Source organism: Bradyrhizobium sp. DOA9, assembly GCF_000617845.2.
Taxonomy (GTDB): Bacteria; Pseudomonadota; Alphaproteobacteria; order Rhizobiales; family Xanthobacteraceae; genus Bradyrhizobium.
In genome coordinates, this window is sequence record NZ_DF820425.1 from 3,300,781 (window position 1) to 3,315,412 (window position 14,632).

Genomic DNA, 14,632 nt, shown 5'->3' on the forward strand with positions numbered 1-14,632 from the left:
TTCATGGAATATCGAGTTGAAGACGCCGCCCGCGTTGATCGGCTATTCGGCGGCGGCCGTTTGCGGCGTCGGATCGCTGCGAACGACCACGGTCGTGGCGACCTTGTAGAATTCCTCGCCCGGCATGCCGACGCGCCGTGCATGCTCGCGGATCGACTCTCCGTCGCGCGCTTCGTAGATGCAGAAGGTGCCGATGCGGCCGTCGGCCTCGTGGACCACATAGCTGCGGATCCAGCGAACGCGGTCGGACATCTGCTCGTTGCCGATCCGCGCGGACTTCGCGCCCGCGGCTTCCAGTTCGCTCAGGTTTGCCCAGGCGCTTGGGCGGCGAATGACGTAGAGTTCCATAGGGCGTCTCCTCGGGGTTGATGCTGCCGGTCGGTCGTGACCGTCGGCCGTGAGGAGCTATAGGCGCCGCCGGCACTGATCGTCCTGACCGGGGCCTGATCATTGCCTGAACCTTGCCTGATCCTTGCGTGATCCTTGCCTGAACCTTTTCCGTCTCTTCCAGACGTAACGATATGATCCTCAGGTTTGGACCCTTCGAGCTCGACGAAGCGGGCCGCGCGCTTACTCATGCGCAGCGGGAGGTCGCGCTGCAGCCGCGCGTGTTCGATCTGCTGGTCTACCTGACGCGCAACCGGGACCGGGTCGTCACCAAGGAAGAGCTGCTCGATACCCTCTGGCCCGACGTAACCGTCACCGACAATTCCTTGCAGCGGGCGGTGAGCATGCTGCGTGGCGTCCTGCGCAAGGGTGGGATGGGTGGCGCCATCCGGAACATGCCGGGCAGGGGATATCGTTTCTGCATCGACAGCGTGTCGCAGCCGCAGGTTGCCGCTCCCGAGACGACGGACGAGCAAGCTCCTGATCTGCTGGCGCGAGCGCAAAGCGCCGCAGCCGAGCAAGCCTGGGACGAAGCCGCAGCGCTGTTCGAGGCGGCCGATGCCGTCCAACCGCTCGATGGCGCCGACCTGCACCTATGGGCGCTGGCCTTGCAGTGCACCGGCAAGGCCGATGCGGCCCTGCCTCTCCTGGCTCGCGCGGTCGCCGCCCATACCAGGGCCGGCAACGTGCCGCCGGCCATCGTCGACGCTGTCACACTCTCCGGCTTGTACTTCGAGCGCGGCCAGGCGGCGATGGCCAAGGGCTGGCTGGCGCGCGCCGAGGATTGGGCCTCGGAGATCGAGGATCCCGCCACGACTGCGCTCACTCTCTGGATGAAATCGAAGGTCGCCGCGTTCGACGGCGAGCCTGAACAGGCACTTTCGCTTGCTGATGCCGCGTACACCGCGGTTCGGCACAAGGGCGCTGTCGGCATCGAGGCGCTGAGTCTTGCCTATCGTGGGTTCTACCGGCTGTGTCTGGGCGATACGCGCGCGGGACTGGCGGATCAGGACCTCGCTGCTGCGATGGCACTCTCCAGCGGCGATATCGATCCGATCGTCGGAGGCATCCTCTACTGCAACATCCTGTGGGCGGCGCGGATGTTCGGAGATTGGGCAAGGGCCGACCAGTGGACGCTGGGCTATCAGAAATATTGCACCGAGAGCGGGATGGAATTGACCGGCTCCTGCCAGCTTCATCGGTCAGAAGTCCTCGGCGTCAGGGGCTCGCTTGGCGAGGCCTTGTCGCGCATTCAGGATTCGCTGGCGCGGCTGACCGGTGATGCGCCTTGGGCGATTGGCGATGCCAACCGCGTGCTGGGGGACGTCCAGGCTGCGATCGGCAACGACGACGCCGCGCTCGAAGCCTACGAAAAGGCCTATGCCCTCGGCTGGTGCCCCGAGCCCGGCCGCGCCATGCTTTTGCTGGAACGTGGCGAGGCTGAAGCCGCCTACACCAGTCTCGAACGCAGCTTGATCGGAAAGACCTGGTGGACCCTGCAGCGGCGGGGAATGTTGTTCGCGCATCTGGCGCTTGCGGCCGCGCATACAGGCCGCCATGAGCAGGCCCTGGAGCTGATCGAAGAGCTTTCCGGAAGCCCGGATCGATGGCCGATGCCCTCGATCCGGGCATTGACGAACGAAGCGCAGGCGGTTCTCGCGGATCTGCGCGATGATTACGACTCGGCGCTGCGGCATCTGCACCTGGCCCGACAGCTATGGTCGAGCATCGACGGGCGAGTGCAGGCCGTCAGGCTGAGGCTCCGTATCGCCAAGCTGCAATTGGCGCACGATGATGTCCGCGGCGCGTCAGCGGAAATTCACGCGGCCCAGCTCGTGGCCGGCGAACTGGGCTCGCGGAAGTTCGAGGCTGCCTGTGCGGCTTTGCGACGCGAGATCGACACGCGAGCGCCGGGACGTGCCGCTTAGCGAGGATCCGTGATCCGTAGAGCGTCACCGACCCCTCGCTCCGGTTGCGAGGCGAGGCAAAGCGCCGCGCAAACGCGCCGAAGCTTAGTCCATTCCCTCGTCGGGAATGTTCAATATCGTCCCGCAGGCCTTGCAGTGCACCGCGTCCACGTCATGACGCTGCAGAGCGCAGACCGGACAGGGAAAACGCACCTTGGAAGGCGCGAGGAGGGCCTTGGCCAGATTCAGGAACAGGGTCACACCAAAGATCATGATGACGACGGTGATCAGGCGTCCGACCGTGCCGGGCAAGGTGATGTCGCCGAAGCCGGTCGTGGTCAGCGCGGTCACCGTGAAGTAGAGCGCGTCGGCATAATTGGCAATCTGCTGGTTGTGGGAGCGCTGGGTCTCGTAGACGACGCCGGTCATCACGAAAATGAACACGCCGAGGTTGGCGACGGCAAACACCACTTCCTCGTTGCGCCGGAAGAACGCACTATCGATCCTGAGCCGGGCTACCATCTGGTAGTCGCGAAGCAATCGCAACGTGCGGAACGCGCGCAGGAATCCGCCGGCTTCTCCGGCGAGCGGTGCAAGGAATGAGATGATGACGACGATGTCGGTCCAGGTTGAAAGCCGCGTGAGTTCACGCAGCGGCTGCCGGCTGATGATCATCCGTGCCGAGAAATCGGCGAGGACGACGATGCCGAACACGACGTCGAGCGCTTCGATGGTCCTGGTGCGAGGCAGGAACGAGGTCGCGATGATGAACAGGACCGTGACGATATCGAACGCGAGCAGGGCGTATCGAAAACGGATGCAGCCGAACGAGTCGCCCTCGTAGAGCTGCCTGATCCTGTGTTTCAGGGTCTCGAATGGGGTTGCGAAGGCGGCGAGCAGCCCATATCCCTGTATGTTGTTGCGGTGAGACATGGCCTGCGTCCGCTTCCTGCGGCTTACCCTTCCGAAGGATCGAGCATCTCGCCGAGCTTGTTGACGGCGACATCGACCGACATGCCCAGATAGTCGCCGGAATCGCCGAACCACGAGCCGGCCAGCGGCACGGCCTGGCCCGGATGCCGCGCAATGGCTACCGGAATCAGATCGAAGCCGGCGCTCAGGCTGTTGGTGGGATCGTAATCGAGCCAGCCGGCGCCGGGCAGGAACACCTGCACCCAGGCGTGGGTCGCGCCGGAGCCGGTCATGCCGACCGCGCCACCGTCGAGCGCGGCGTCGTAGAGATAGCCGCTGACGAAGCGGGCGGCAAAGCCGAGGCGGCGCAGCGTCTCGATCATCAACCAGGCGAAATCCCGGCAGGTGCCAGATCTCGTGCGCAGCGTTTCGCTGGGCGACTGGGTGCCTTCAGCGTCTCGGCTGCGATAGTTGAACTCGGTGCGAAACGCCGCCAGCATGCGCCGTAGGACGTCGGCCGTCCTGTCCTGATCGCCGGCAACGAAGCTCTTGGTCCACGCCGCATGGCTGCCATCCGGATCATCCGCATGCGGACGGAGATAACCGGCAAGGTCGGTCCACTCATCCGGCGTATATTGCACGGGGACCTCCTCGGCCCGCGGCTCCAGCGGAAATGCCTCCAGCCCCTTGATACCGAAATAGACGCCGCGGACCTTGAAGGTGAAGGTGAGCTCCTTGGCGGGTTCGCTGAAGTCCATCACCGTGACGGCATTGGAGCGGGAGTCGGTGACCCAAAGCACCTTCGATGGCAGGCTGGTCGAAGCGGACCAGCGCAGCAGCCGGGTCGCGGCGCCGCGCCGCGGCAGGAACATGGCTCGGTGGGTGCCGAACGTCACGGGCTTGGCATAGCGATAGGTCGTCGTGTGCGTGATCTCGCCGATAATCGCCATGCGCTGATCCGCTTTGCACTGCGGAGAGCGTTGAGCGCCTTCCGCACGAGAATGAGCACGCGCCAGCTTTCGGCCCGGCCGCTTCCGCCCATTGATCTAGATCAACGTCGTTCCGGGGATCGTCTGGCCCATCAAGCGATCACGCATTCCCCCAGACGTTGACGTGGCAAGCGGACCGAATGGAGCGATGGACATGGGCATCCTGTGGACGATCATCATCGGGTTCATCGTTGGCTTGGTCGCGAAGTTCATCATGCCTGGTGACAAATCCGAGCCCAAGGGGTTCATCTTGACCACGGTCTTGGGCATTGTCGGTGCCTTCGTCGCGACTTGGCTCGGTCAGGCTGTGGGGTGGTATCGGTTCGGAGAGGGGGCTGGCTTCATCGGAAGCGTCGTCGGTGCCATCATCCTCCTGTTTCTGTACGGCCTCGTCGTGGGTCGTCAGGGGCGCGCTTGAAAATCACGCTGTCAGCCGTCGCGGTGCTCGCGATGATCTTCTCGGAACCTGCGCAAGCCGCAACGCTCAGCGAGCCCGAAACCACGTTCCTCGACCAGCTCGTCACCGCATCCGTGGTGCTCGAGCAACGCTGCGACGGTTACGAGGTTGATGGCAGCGGCGCCGTTCAACTCGGCGCCCGGCTGCTCGGCAGCCCCGAGGCGGCGATGGCGATGATCGACGCCTATGCTGCGGCCATCAAGGCCTATGATGGCGAAGCTTATGATGCCGGCAAATTCCGTCCAGAGGTGTTCGAGGCCGCCGCAAAGACATTCAAGCGGGTCCGGACGGATTTGATCAGGAACCGGAAACGCGCCTGCGCCGACTATGGCGAGGTCAGCGTGGACCGCGGGCTGGTGAGACGATACTGAGTGGCCGCAGGAACAGCCTCCAAATACGATTGCCCAGCTACATGCGGGGAGTGTCGAATGCCGGCCTTGTTGACAATCGAGGAGCGCGCTGTACCACAATAGTCAACATGAAGGAGTGGCATGATGACGAGCGGTTTGCGCAAGGGTCTGACGAGCTATGGCGATGCCGGCTTCTCGCTGTTCCTGCGCAAGGCGTTCATCAAGGCCATGGGCTATTCCGACGACGCGCTGGAGCGCCCGATCGTCGGCATCACCAATACCTATAGCGACTACAACCCCTGCCACGGCAACGTTCCTCAGATCATCGAGGCGGCCAAGCGTGGCGTGATGCTGTCGGGCGCGATGCCGTTCGTGTTCCCGACCATCTCGATCGCCGAGAGCTTTGCGCATCCGACCTCGATGTACCTGCGCAACCTGATGGCGATGGACACCGAGGAGATGATCCGCGCCCAGCCGATGGATGCGGTGATCGTGATCGGCGGCTGCGACAAGACGCTGCCGGCGCAGGTGATGGCCGCGATCAGCGCCGACCTCCCGACCGTGGTCATCCCGGTCGGGCCCATGGTGGTCGGCCATCACAAGGGCGAGGTGCTGGGCGCCTGCACCGACTGCCGCCGTCTCTGGGCGAAATATCGCGCCGGCGACATGGACGATGCCGAGATCGAAGCCGTGAACGGGCGCCTCGCACCGTCGGTCGGCACCTGCATGGTGATGGGCACGGCCTCCACCATGGCCTGCATGATCGAGGCAATGGGCCTGTCGCTGCCGATGAGCGCGACGATTCCCGCGCCGCATGCCGAGCGCTTCCGTCTCGCCGAGGCCAGCGGCAAGGTTGCCGCGGAGATGGCCAAGGCCAAGGGGCCGAAGCCGAGCGACGTGTTGACGCCGGCCTCATTCAAGAACGCGCAGGTCGTGCTGCAGGCGATCGGCGGCTCGACCAACGGCCTGATCCATCTGACCGCGATGGCGCATCGCTCGCCGCACCGGCTCGATCTCGCAGCCTTCGACCAGATCGGCCGCGAGGTGCCGGTGCTGGTCGACCTCAAGCCGTCCGGCGAGCACTATATGGAGCACTTCCATCACGCCGGCGGCGTGCCGAAATTGCTGGCGCAGCTCGGCGATCTCGTCGATCTCGACGCCAGGACCATCACCGGCCAGACGCTGCGCGAGATCGCGGCGAATGCCGAGGACGTGCCTGGCCAGGACGCGATCCGCCCGCGCAATGATCCGATCAAGAAAGAGGGCGGCCTCGCCATCCTGCACGGCAATCTTGCCCCGCGCGGCGCGGTCATCAAGCAATCGGCCGCCAGTCCGAAGCTGCTGCAGCACACCGGGCGCGCCGTCGTGTTCGAATCCGTCGAGGACATGACCGTGCGGGTCGACGACCCCGATCTCGACGTTACCGCCGACGACGTGCTGGTGCTGCGCAATGCCGGCCCCAAGGGCGCGCCCGGCATGCCCGAGGCCGGCTATCTGCCGATCCCGAAAAAGCTCGCGCGCGGCGGCACCAAGGACATGGTGCGCATCTCGGATGCGCGCATGAGCGGCACCGCGTTCGGCACCATCGTGCTCCACATCACCCCGGAATCCGCCGTCGGCGGTCCGCTGGCGCTGGTCAAGAACGGCGACATGATCCGCCTCGACGTGGCCAAGCGCAGCATCGAGCTCTTGGTCGACACCGCCGAGCTCGACCGCCGCCGCGCCGCCCTGAAGCCGGCCGCTGCGCCGGAGACAGCACGGCGCGGCTACGCCTGGCTGTTCAACGAGACCATCCTGCAGGCCGACGAGGGCTGCGATTTCGACTTCATGCAGCGGAATGGGAAAGCCGAGACGAGCTGATCGAACGAGGGACGCTCAGACCGCCTAAGCAGCGCGCGATAAGGCAGCCAAAACCGTTGATCGCACGATCCATGCGTGGGTGGTGCATGCAAGCGACTTTGCGGAATCGGTCGGCTGCTTCAACTCGCCGGCGGTAACGCGCTAAATCCATCCGCAGCAGCGACATGCTCGATCTGCCATTGCCCGGCCCCGCAGACGTAGCGGAACGGCGTGCCATGGCTGTTCTTGAAGTAGCTGCCGCACAGCACGTTCGCCATGGCCTGCATCACCGCATCGTGGCAGACGAACAGCAGCTCGTCGCCGGGATGCCGCTCGAGCCAGGCGGAGACGCAAGCCAGCGACCGTCCGGCCATGGCGTACCAGCTCTCGCCGTCGGCCGGCAGGATCGAGACGAGGCCCGTCGCGGAAGTGACGCGGTGCTTGATCATGAGGTCGCGGACGGGCAGGCCCTCGAAGCTGCCGAAATCGAGCTCGATGATGCGATCGTCGATATCGAGCGGCACCGAGATCGCCTCCGCGATGATCTCGGCGGTACGTGCCGCCCGCAGCAGCGGGCTCGCGACGATGCGGCTGATGCCGACGCCGCGCAGCACGTCCGCCGCCTCATACGCCTGCCGCAAGCCGTCCTCGTTCAGCGGGTTGTCGGTGCGGCCCTGGAACAGCCCTTTGCGATTCCAGTCGGTGGCGCCGTGACGGAGGCCGTAGAAATTGCGCGCGGGGGTCACTTCGACTTGCTCGTGAACTTCTTCACGGCGGTGCGGAACGCCTCCGTGTTCATCGCCATGATGATCTTGTGCTCCTCGGCATCGAGCTGCTGCTTCACCGGCGTGGTCGCGGCCTGATAGACCAGCTGCTTGGTACCGGCGATCGAAGCCGGCGGGTTCTGCGCCAGACGCTCGGCAAGCTGTCGCGTCGCGGTCTTCAGCTCGGCGGCAGGAGCGACCTTCGCGACCAGGCCCCATTCATAGGCCTGCTGTGCGGTAAAATTGTCCTCGGCGAGGAAGATCTGCAGCGCCCGGCGGGAGCCGACCGTGCCGACGATGCCGACCGTCGAGCCGCCGTCCGGCGACACCCCGATCTTGGCATAGGCCGGCGTGAACTTGGCGTCGTCAGCGGCGATGCAGAGGTCGGTGACGAAGGCGAGGCCCATGCCGGCGCCGGCCGCCGAGCCGTGCACGCTCGACAGCGAAATCTTCGGCATGCGCCTTATGATCTCGATGAAGGCGTGATAGTGCTTCAATAGCTCGCCGACGACCGGCGTCACCGTGCCGGCTTCGGCGGCGGCCCCGATCGTCTGCAGATCGCCGCCGGCGCAGAACGCGCGGCCTTCGCCTTCGAGCACGACGACGCGGATGTCGTCGGCGCCTTCGATGTAGGCCGCGAGCTGCTCGAGCTTCTGCGCAATCGCAAGGTTGATCGCGTTGAACGCGGCGGGGCGGTTCAGCGTGATGGTCGCGATCGGGCCGTCGACCTTGAGCAGGGCGGGATCGTCGGGCTTCGAGACGGGAGCGGTCATCCTAAAATTCTCCGGCAGGAGGTCGAGGCTCGAACTAAATCGCAGAAGGAGAGGGGTGACAATCCCCGCACCGCGGCTCTTGCGCCGGGCGGAACGATAGGCTCAAATGGGCCGCTTTCGCCAAGGGACGGACACGAGCGCCGGCTCCTCGCAAGGCCAGCAACCAAAATCAGCGAGAGAGGAGGCGGCATGGGTCAGGCTCGTGTCTTCCGGAAATGGGCTGTCCGATGACGGGCCCGGTGATCATCGTCGGTGCCGGCCATGGCGGCTACCAGGTCGCGGCATCGCTGCGCCAGGCCGGCTTTTCCGAGCGCATCTGCCTGATCAACGACGAGGCGCATCTGCCCTATCAGCGGCCGCCGCTGTCGAAGGCCTACATCAAGGGCTCGGCCGGGCCGGACAGCCTGATGTTCCGCCCCGAGAAGTTTTACCAGGACCAGACCATCGAGCTGATCGCCGGCCGCGCCGCCGCGATCGACCGCGCCGCGCGCAAGGTGCATCTCGCCTCCGGCGCGACGCTGGATTACGGCCACCTCGTGCTGGCAACCGGCGCGCGCAACCGGCTGCTCGATCTGCCCAACGCCAATCTGCCTGACGTGAAATATTTGCGCATCCTCGACGACAGCGAGGCGCTGCGCGCGATCATGCCGTCGAAGAAACGCGCCGTGATCATCGGCGCCGGCTTCATCGGCCTCGAATTCGCCGCGACCGCGCGCATCAAGGGCCTCGAGGTCGACGTGCTCGAGCTCGCCCCGCGCGTGATGGCGCGAGCGGTGACGGCGGAGGTCTCGGAGTATTTTCAGGCCCGCCACCGCGAGGCCGGCATCCGCATCCATCTCGGCGTGCAGGCGACCTCGATCGAGGCCGAGGGCGGCAAGGTCACCGGCGTGTCCTTGAGCGACGGGCGGCATCTGCCCGCCGACCTCGTCGTGGTTGGCGTCGGTGTGCTGCCGAACATCGAGCTCGCGGCCGAAGCCGGCCTGCCGGTCGCCGCCGGCATCATCGTCGACGAATATCTTGCGACGGCTGATCCCAACATTTCCGCGATTGGCGATTGCGCGCTGTTCGCAAGCCCGCGCTTCGGCGGCTCGCTGCGGCTGGAATCGGTGCAGAACGCCACCGATCAGGCCCGCTGCCTCGCAGCAAAGCTGACCGGCGACAGGAAGCCGTACGACAGCCATCCCTGGTTCTGGAGCGACCAGGGCGACGACAAGCTCCAGATCGCCGGGCTGACCACCGGCTACGACCGCGTCGTGCTGCGCGGCGATCCCGCCAAGAAGGCGTTCTCGGCGTTCTGCTATCACGGCGACAAGCTGCTCGGCATCGAATCGATCAATCGCGCCGGCGACCACATGTTCGGCCGGAGATTGCAGGCCATGGACCGTTCCATCACGCCGGAGCAGGCCGCGGATGAGAGTTTTGATCTGAAGGGCGCGCTGGCTTAGCTCGAGCTGAGCCGGTCCGCGCGCAGCGCCGCCGACACTTCCGCAATCGTCGGCATCGACGGTGCTGCACCCATGCGTTGCACGCTGACCGATGCGGCGACATTGGCGTAGCCCAGCGCGCTTTCGATCGGCTGACCATCGGCGAGTAGCGCCGCGACCGCGCCGACAAAACAATCGCCCGCGCCGGTCGTGTCCACCGGGGTCACATTGCGGCCTTCAATAGTCAAAAGCCGGTCGTCCACCAGTGCAATCACGCCTCGCTTGCCCAGCGTGACGCAGATGATCTGATCACGGTTCACCTGGATATGCCTCGCTGCATCGGCAATGCGATCATAGGGATCGTTGTCCGCAAGCTCGGTGTCGGCCAGCAAACCTAGCTCGGTCTCGTTCAGAACGAGAATATCGACGAGCGCGAGCAGATCGTCCGGCATCTTCTGCGCCGGCGCCGGATTGAGCAGCGTCGTCGCCCCGGCGCCGCGCGCCCGCGCAAAGAACGCGGCAATGGTCGGCAATGGGATCTCGAACTGGCTGACGGCAACATCGCCCTTCGCCAGCGGAACGTCCGCGACGTCGTCGGGGCCGACCAGCGCATTGCTGCCCGGGATAACGACGATGGTGTTGTCCGATTTCGCGACCGTAATGATCGCGGTCCCGGAATGCGTGTCGGCGTCGCGGACGGAGCCGAGATCGACGCCCTGCGCACCGAGGAACGCCCTCAGCTCCGAGCCGAACGCATCCCTGCCCACCCGGCCGATCAGCGTGGTCGGCGCTTCGAGCCGCGCCGCCGCCACCGCCTGGTTGGCGCCCTTGCCGCCCGGGAAATACAGCACCTGGCGGCCGGCGACGGTCTCGCCGATGCGTGGATGGCGATCGGCCGTCGCCACCACATCCATGTTGATGCTGCCGGCGACGAAGACGCGCCCCATCTCGCTCTAGACCCTGACCTCGAACTCGTGGCGAACCTTCGCGATATCCACCAGCGTCGGCAAGCCGGCCTCGTTGCCGAGGCGCTGGATCTTGTAGGTCGAGGCGGCGCGCGCGAAGTCGAAATGCTCGCGCCAGCTTTTGCCGGGATGGGCGAGGTAGGAATAGACATAGGCGCCGTGGAACACGTCGCCGGCGCCGTTGGTGTCGATCACGCGCTCGCGCGGGATCGGCATCGCCGGCATCACCTGCACCGTCCCGGTTTCGTCGTACCAGAACAGGCCCTTCTCGCCCATGGTGACGCCGCCGATCTTGCAGCCGCGGCCCTTGAGATAGTCGAGCATCTTCTCCGGCGTCAAATCCATCTGCTCGCACAGGCGCTCGGCGACGATCGCGACGTCGATGAATTCGAGCAGCTCATGGGTGTTGGTGCGCAGGCCGCCGCCGTCGAGCGAGGTCAGGATGCCGGCCTCGCGGCACACCTTGGCGTAGTGGATGGCGGCATCCGGCTGGTGGCCGTCGACATGCAGCGCGCGGCAGCCGCCGAGATTGAGCATCGGAAACGGGTGGATGTGCTCGTCGTCGCGGCAGCGGACGATGGCGCGCTTGCCGTCCTTGGGCATGATGAAGGACAGCGAGGACTGGTTGACCTTGCGCCCATGCAGCGAGATGCCGTACTTCGCGCACATGTCCTGGAACATGCGCCCGAGCCAGTCATTGGCCGCGGTCGCGATCAGGTCCGGCACGATGCCGAGCTTGGCGCAGCAGAACGCCGCCGTCACCGCGTTGCCGCCGAAGGAGACCGCGTAGTCACGCGCCACGTGCTTCTCGTCGCCGGTCGGCATGTGGTCGGTGATGAAGACGACGTCGATATAGGTCTGTCCGATGAAGAGAGCCTGCATTGCTTGTCCGTGATGCGCGTGTGGTCCCGGCCGGCGGGATGACTGTAGCACCGGTTCCGCTCCGGTGGGACGCTGAAATTATTCGCAAAACTGCCGCCCGGAGCGCTTGAGGTCAGCAGGGTCCGGGAATACGACCATCGCTGGCCAATGCCAAGCCCGGACAAACGCCGTCTTTCGTTCTCCGGGTTCCAGGTCCGTCAAAAGGGTGCAGAATGATCACCGGCCTCGATCACATCGTCGTTCTGGTGGGCGATATCGGCGTGGCCAAGGCGGCCTATCAGACGCTGCTCGCCCGCGCGCCGGCCTGGCAGAACTCGGGCGAGGGCGCCGACCGGGTGCTGTTCACCCTGGACAACATGACCATCGAGCTGATGGCCCCTCACGGCTTCAGCGTCACCGCCGACCGCATGCGCGCACTGCTCGGCGACCAGGAGGGCATGCTCGCCAGCCTGTGCTTTCGTGTCGCAGATATCGGCAAGATGCACCGTCGGCTGGAGCGGGTGGCGCTGCGGCCTGATCCGGTCGCCGAGGTCGAAAGCAGCGATGCCGTCACCGGCGCCGTGCTGCACTGGAAGCGCACGCGGGCCGCCACCGAGCTGACGCGCGGCGTGCGCATGTTCTTCCTGGAGCTGGCCGACGAGCGTCCGAAGTCGGCCGCGACCGACATCGCGCCGATCGAGGGGCTCGACCACGTCGTCGTCACCACGGAGGATTCCGAGCGCGCCGCCGCGCTCTACGGCGCCCGGCTCGGCCTTGATCTCGCGCTCGACCGCTCGCACCATGACTGGGGCCAGCTGATGTTCTTCCGCTGCGGCGACCTCATCGTCGAGGTGGTGCGCCGCCCGGTCGCGGGCGGCGATGCCGCGCATGACCGGCTCTGGGGCCTGAGCTGGCGGGTCGCCGACATCGACGCCACCCGCGCCCGCCTGATCGCTGCCGGCCTCGACGTCTCCGAGGTGCGCACCGGCCGCAAGCCGGGCACGCGCATCATGACGGTGCGGAGCGGCACCTGCGGGATCCAGACCGTGCTGCTGGAGCGCTCGCCGAAGCCGGCGGAGTGAGGCGGTCTCTCCACCCGTCATTGCGAGCGAAGCGAAGCAATCCAGAATCCCTCCGCGGCGCCAGTCTGGATTGCTTCGTCGCAAGGGCTCCTCGCAATGACGGCTTCCTCATGCTACACGCTGATCCAGACCACCCAGCGAGCATCCGGTTTGGCGAAGGCAAAGCGACCTCTGAAATGGCAGCGCGACCCCGAGGGGATGCGGCTGCGCATTCTCGAAGCCGCCAAGCAGGAGTTTTCCGCCCATGGCCTTGCCGGCGCGCGCGTCGACCGCATCGCGGCCAAGGCCGGCGCCAACAAGCGCATGCTGTATTACCACGTCGGCAACAAGGACGAGCTCTATCTCGCCGTGCTCGAAGGCGCCTATGACAAGATCCGCAGCGAGGAGCGGGGGCTCGATCTCGAGCATCTCGATCCCCCCGAGGCGATCCGCCGCCTGATCGAGTTCACCTGGAACTACTTCCTGCGCAATCCCGAATTCCTGTCGCTGCTGCAGACCGAGAACCTCGCGCGCGCAAAGCACCTGAAGAAATCGACCAAGGTCAAGTCGATGCACTCGCCCTTCGTCGAGATGATCCGCACCGTGGTGCGGCGCGGCGTCGATAGCGGCGACTTCCAGGTCGCGGTCGATCCGGTGCAGCTCTACATCTCGATCGCGGCGCTGAGCTTTTTCTACCTCTCCAATTCGGCAACGCTCAGCGTCATCTTCGGCCGCGATCTCCTGGACAAGAAGGCCAAGGACGAGCGGCTGGCGCACATGGTGGGCCTCGTGCTGGCGGCATTGACGGGACAGTCGATGGCGCTGTTCGAGATCGCCAAGCCGGCGCAGTCGCGTGCGAGCGTGGTGCAGACGGCGTAGTTCCTCAATCTCCTCCCGTCATTCCGGGGCGGTCCGAAGGACCGAACCCGGAATCTCGAGATTCCGGGTTCGATGCTTCGCATCGTCCCGGAATGACGACGCAGAAGCCGGCGCAAAACGTCACAGGGAAAGCTCTGGACAGTATTTATCCAACGGGTTAATTTCTCGCCATAACGAAGAAGACTGCCGGGAGTGAAAATTGGCCGAGCCCAAGCCGCAAAACGCTGTGTCCAAGCTGCTCAATGCGGCCTGGGTTCGGCCGTTCTTGTTCCTGGTCTTCATCGTCGTCGCCTGGGATCTTGCGATCCGGCTGTTCAAAATCCCCGCCTACCAGATCCCGGCGCCCCTCGACGTCGTCGCGGTGCTGCGCACCGAATGGCCGGAGCTGCTGCGTCAGTCCTGGCCGACGACCTATGCGACCGTCTGCGGCTTCCTGCTGTCGGCGCTGTTCGGCATTCCCGTCGCGATGCTGATCGCGGGCTCCAAGACGGTGGAGAGCTACGTCTATCCGCTGCTGGTGTTCTCGCAATCCGTGCCGAAGATCGCGATCGCGCCGCTGTTCGTGGTCTGGTTCGGCTTCGGCATCATCCCGAAGGTGATCTCCGCCTTCCTGCTCGGCTTCTTCCCGGTGGTGGTCTCGGCGGTGCAGGGCTTCAAGTCGGTGGACCCGGACATGGTCGATCTCGCCCGCGCCATGCAGGGCAGCCGCCTGCAGGTGTTCCGCGCGGTGAACCTGCCGCATGCGCTGCCGGCGATCTTCTCCGGCCTCAAAGTGTCGGTGACGCTCGCCGTGGTCGGCGCGGTCGTCGGCGAGTTCGTCGGCTCCAATTCCGGCATCGGCTATGTGATGCAGCGCTCGATCGGCACGTTCGACCTGCCGACGATGTTCGCGGCGCTGGTGATCCTGGCGCTGCTCGGCGTGGTCCTGTTCTGGATCGTCGACCGGATCGAGAAGCTGGTCATCCCCTGGCATGTCAGCCAGCGCGAGGACGTGATCTTTGCATCCTGACTAAAGCAACGAGCGGCCACCAACGGCCGACGCAACAACGACAGGGAGAGTGACG

The 14,632-nt window shown here is 65.5% G+C and carries 15 protein-coding genes; 8 read left to right on the plus strand and 7 right to left on the minus strand.

Annotation, left to right across the window (positions count from 1 at the left end):
- Positions 1–42 precede the first annotated feature (42 nt).
- Complete coding sequence (locus tag BDOA9_RS15410) at positions 43–348, minus strand: nickel-binding protein (protein ID WP_025034840.1); 306 nt, start codon at positions 346–348, stop codon at positions 43–45.
- A 173-nt stretch (positions 349–521) separates the two neighbouring features.
- Between BDOA9_RS15410 and BDOA9_RS15415 the strand changes: the two genes are divergently transcribed.
- Positions 522–2,315 (plus strand): winged helix-turn-helix domain-containing protein, encoded by a 1,794-nt coding sequence (locus BDOA9_RS15415; protein WP_025034841.1) that lies wholly within the window; start codon positions 522–524, stop codon positions 2,313–2,315.
- Positions 2,316–2,399: 84 nt separating this feature from the next.
- On the opposite strand, the gene BDOA9_RS15420 is transcribed toward BDOA9_RS15415, so the two are convergent.
- Both BDOA9_RS15420 and BDOA9_RS15425 read right to left on the minus strand, forming a co-directional pair.
- Positions 2,400–3,227 (minus strand): potassium channel family protein, encoded by an 828-nt coding sequence (locus BDOA9_RS15420; RefSeq protein WP_025034842.1) that lies wholly within the window; start codon positions 3,225–3,227, stop codon positions 2,400–2,402.
- A 23-nt stretch (positions 3,228–3,250) separates the two neighbouring features.
- Positions 3,251–4,156, minus strand: a complete 906-nt coding sequence (locus tag BDOA9_RS15425; RefSeq protein ID WP_025034843.1) for a transglutaminase family protein — start codon at positions 4,154–4,156, stop codon at positions 3,251–3,253.
- 193 nt (positions 4,157–4,349) lie between these two features.
- Here BDOA9_RS15425 and BDOA9_RS15430 point away from each other — a divergent pair, with 193 nt between their 5' ends.
- The 3 genes from BDOA9_RS15430 to BDOA9_RS15440 all read left to right on the plus strand — a co-directional run bounded on the left by BDOA9_RS15430 (position 4,350) and on the right by BDOA9_RS15440 (position 6,862).
- Positions 4,350–4,613, plus strand: coding sequence for a GlsB/YeaQ/YmgE family stress response membrane protein (locus BDOA9_RS15430; RefSeq protein WP_025034844.1), 264 nt, complete (start codon positions 4,350–4,352; stop codon positions 4,611–4,613).
- Complete coding sequence (locus tag BDOA9_RS15435) at positions 4,610–5,023, plus strand: hypothetical protein (RefSeq protein WP_025034845.1); 414 nt, start codon at positions 4,610–4,612, stop codon at positions 5,021–5,023. Before BDOA9_RS15430 ends, BDOA9_RS15435 begins: the two co-directional genes overlap by 4 nt.
- A gap of 123 nt (positions 5,024–5,146) precedes the next feature.
- Positions 5,147–6,862, plus strand: coding sequence for an IlvD/Edd family dehydratase (locus BDOA9_RS15440; RefSeq protein WP_042336550.1), 1,716 nt, complete (start codon positions 5,147–5,149; stop codon positions 6,860–6,862).
- Positions 6,863–6,981: 119 nt separating this feature from the next.
- On the opposite strand, the gene BDOA9_RS15445 is transcribed toward BDOA9_RS15440, so the two are convergent.
- Both BDOA9_RS15445 and BDOA9_RS15450 read right to left on the minus strand, forming a co-directional pair.
- Positions 6,982–7,587 (minus strand): histidine phosphatase family protein, encoded by a 606-nt coding sequence (locus BDOA9_RS15445; protein WP_025034847.1) that lies wholly within the window; start codon positions 7,585–7,587, stop codon positions 6,982–6,984.
- Entirely contained in the window at positions 7,584–8,378 is a 795-nt protein-coding gene (locus tag BDOA9_RS15450; RefSeq protein ID WP_025034848.1) for an enoyl-CoA hydratase/isomerase family protein, read from the minus strand. The genes BDOA9_RS15445 and BDOA9_RS15450 overlap by 4 nt, the downstream gene beginning before the upstream one ends.
- Positions 8,379–8,605: 227 nt before the next feature.
- Between BDOA9_RS15450 and BDOA9_RS15455 the strand changes: the two genes are divergently transcribed.
- Positions 8,606–9,823 carry an NAD(P)/FAD-dependent oxidoreductase gene (locus BDOA9_RS15455; RefSeq protein ID WP_025034849.1) on the plus strand — a complete coding sequence of 406 codons (1,218 nt, stop codon included), beginning with the start codon at positions 8,606–8,608 and terminating at the stop codon, positions 9,821–9,823.
- Here the strand turns inward: BDOA9_RS15455 and BDOA9_RS15460 are convergent.
- Positions 9,820–10,749: a ribokinase gene (locus BDOA9_RS15460; RefSeq protein ID WP_025034850.1), complete on the minus strand. Its 930-nt coding sequence runs from the start codon at positions 10,747–10,749 to the stop codon at positions 9,820–9,822. The two genes, BDOA9_RS15455 and BDOA9_RS15460, sit on opposite strands and share 4 nt — an antisense overlap.
- A gap of 6 nt (positions 10,750–10,755) precedes the next feature.
- Positions 10,756–11,649, minus strand: coding sequence for a sugar kinase (locus tag BDOA9_RS15465; protein WP_025034851.1), 894 nt, complete (start codon positions 11,647–11,649; stop codon positions 10,756–10,758).
- 212 nt (positions 11,650–11,861) lie between these two features.
- Here BDOA9_RS15465 and BDOA9_RS15470 point away from each other — a divergent pair, with 212 nt between their 5' ends.
- From BDOA9_RS15470 to BDOA9_RS15480, 3 genes are all read left to right on the plus strand, one after another.
- On the plus strand, positions 11,862–12,710 hold the full coding sequence (locus tag BDOA9_RS15470; protein WP_025034852.1) for a VOC family protein: 849 nt from the start codon (positions 11,862–11,864) through the stop codon (positions 12,708–12,710).
- Positions 12,711–12,860: 150 nt separating this feature from the next.
- The gene (locus BDOA9_RS15475; protein WP_192859654.1) at positions 12,861–13,568 is read left to right on the plus strand and encodes a TetR/AcrR family transcriptional regulator; all 708 of its coding nucleotides are present in this window, start codon (positions 12,861–12,863) and stop codon (positions 13,566–13,568) included.
- 199 nt (positions 13,569–13,767) lie between these two features.
- Positions 13,768–14,577 carry an ABC transporter permease gene (locus tag BDOA9_RS15480; RefSeq protein ID WP_025034854.1) on the plus strand — a complete coding sequence of 270 codons (810 nt, stop codon included), beginning with the start codon at positions 13,768–13,770 and terminating at the stop codon, positions 14,575–14,577.
- Positions 14,578–14,632 lie beyond the last annotated feature (55 nt).

Coding starts and splice junctions, on each gene's coding strand:
- BDOA9_RS15410 (WP_025034840.1), bottom strand. CDS start 348: ATGGAACTCTACGTCATTCGCCGCCCAAGCGCCTGGGCAAACCTGAGC.
- BDOA9_RS15425 (WP_025034843.1), bottom strand. CDS start 4,156: ATGGCGATTATCGGCGAGATCACGCACACGACGACCTATCGCTATGCC.
- BDOA9_RS15430 (WP_025034844.1), top strand. CDS start 4,350: ATGGGCATCCTGTGGACGATCATCATCGGGTTCATCGTTGGCTTGGTC.
- BDOA9_RS15415 (WP_025034841.1), top strand. CDS start 522: ATGATCCTCAGGTTTGGACCCTTCGAGCTCGACGAAGCGGGCCGCGCG.
- BDOA9_RS15440 (WP_042336550.1), top strand. CDS start 5,147: ATGACGAGCGGTTTGCGCAAGGGTCTGACGAGCTATGGCGATGCCGGC.
- BDOA9_RS15460 (WP_025034850.1), bottom strand. CDS start 10,749: ATGGGGCGCGTCTTCGTCGCCGGCAGCATCAACATGGATGTGGTGGCG.
- BDOA9_RS15470 (WP_025034852.1), top strand. CDS start 11,862: ATGATCACCGGCCTCGATCACATCGTCGTTCTGGTGGGCGATATCGGC.
- BDOA9_RS15455 (WP_025034849.1), top strand. CDS start 8,606: ATGACGGGCCCGGTGATCATCGTCGGTGCCGGCCATGGCGGCTACCAG.
- BDOA9_RS15420 (WP_025034842.1), bottom strand. CDS start 3,227: ATGTCTCACCGCAACAACATACAGGGATATGGGCTGCTCGCCGCCTTC.
- BDOA9_RS15450 (WP_025034848.1), bottom strand. CDS start 8,378: ATGACCGCTCCCGTCTCGAAGCCCGACGATCCCGCCCTGCTCAAGGTC.
- BDOA9_RS15465 (WP_025034851.1), bottom strand. CDS start 11,649: ATGCAGGCTCTCTTCATCGGACAGACCTATATCGACGTCGTCTTCATC.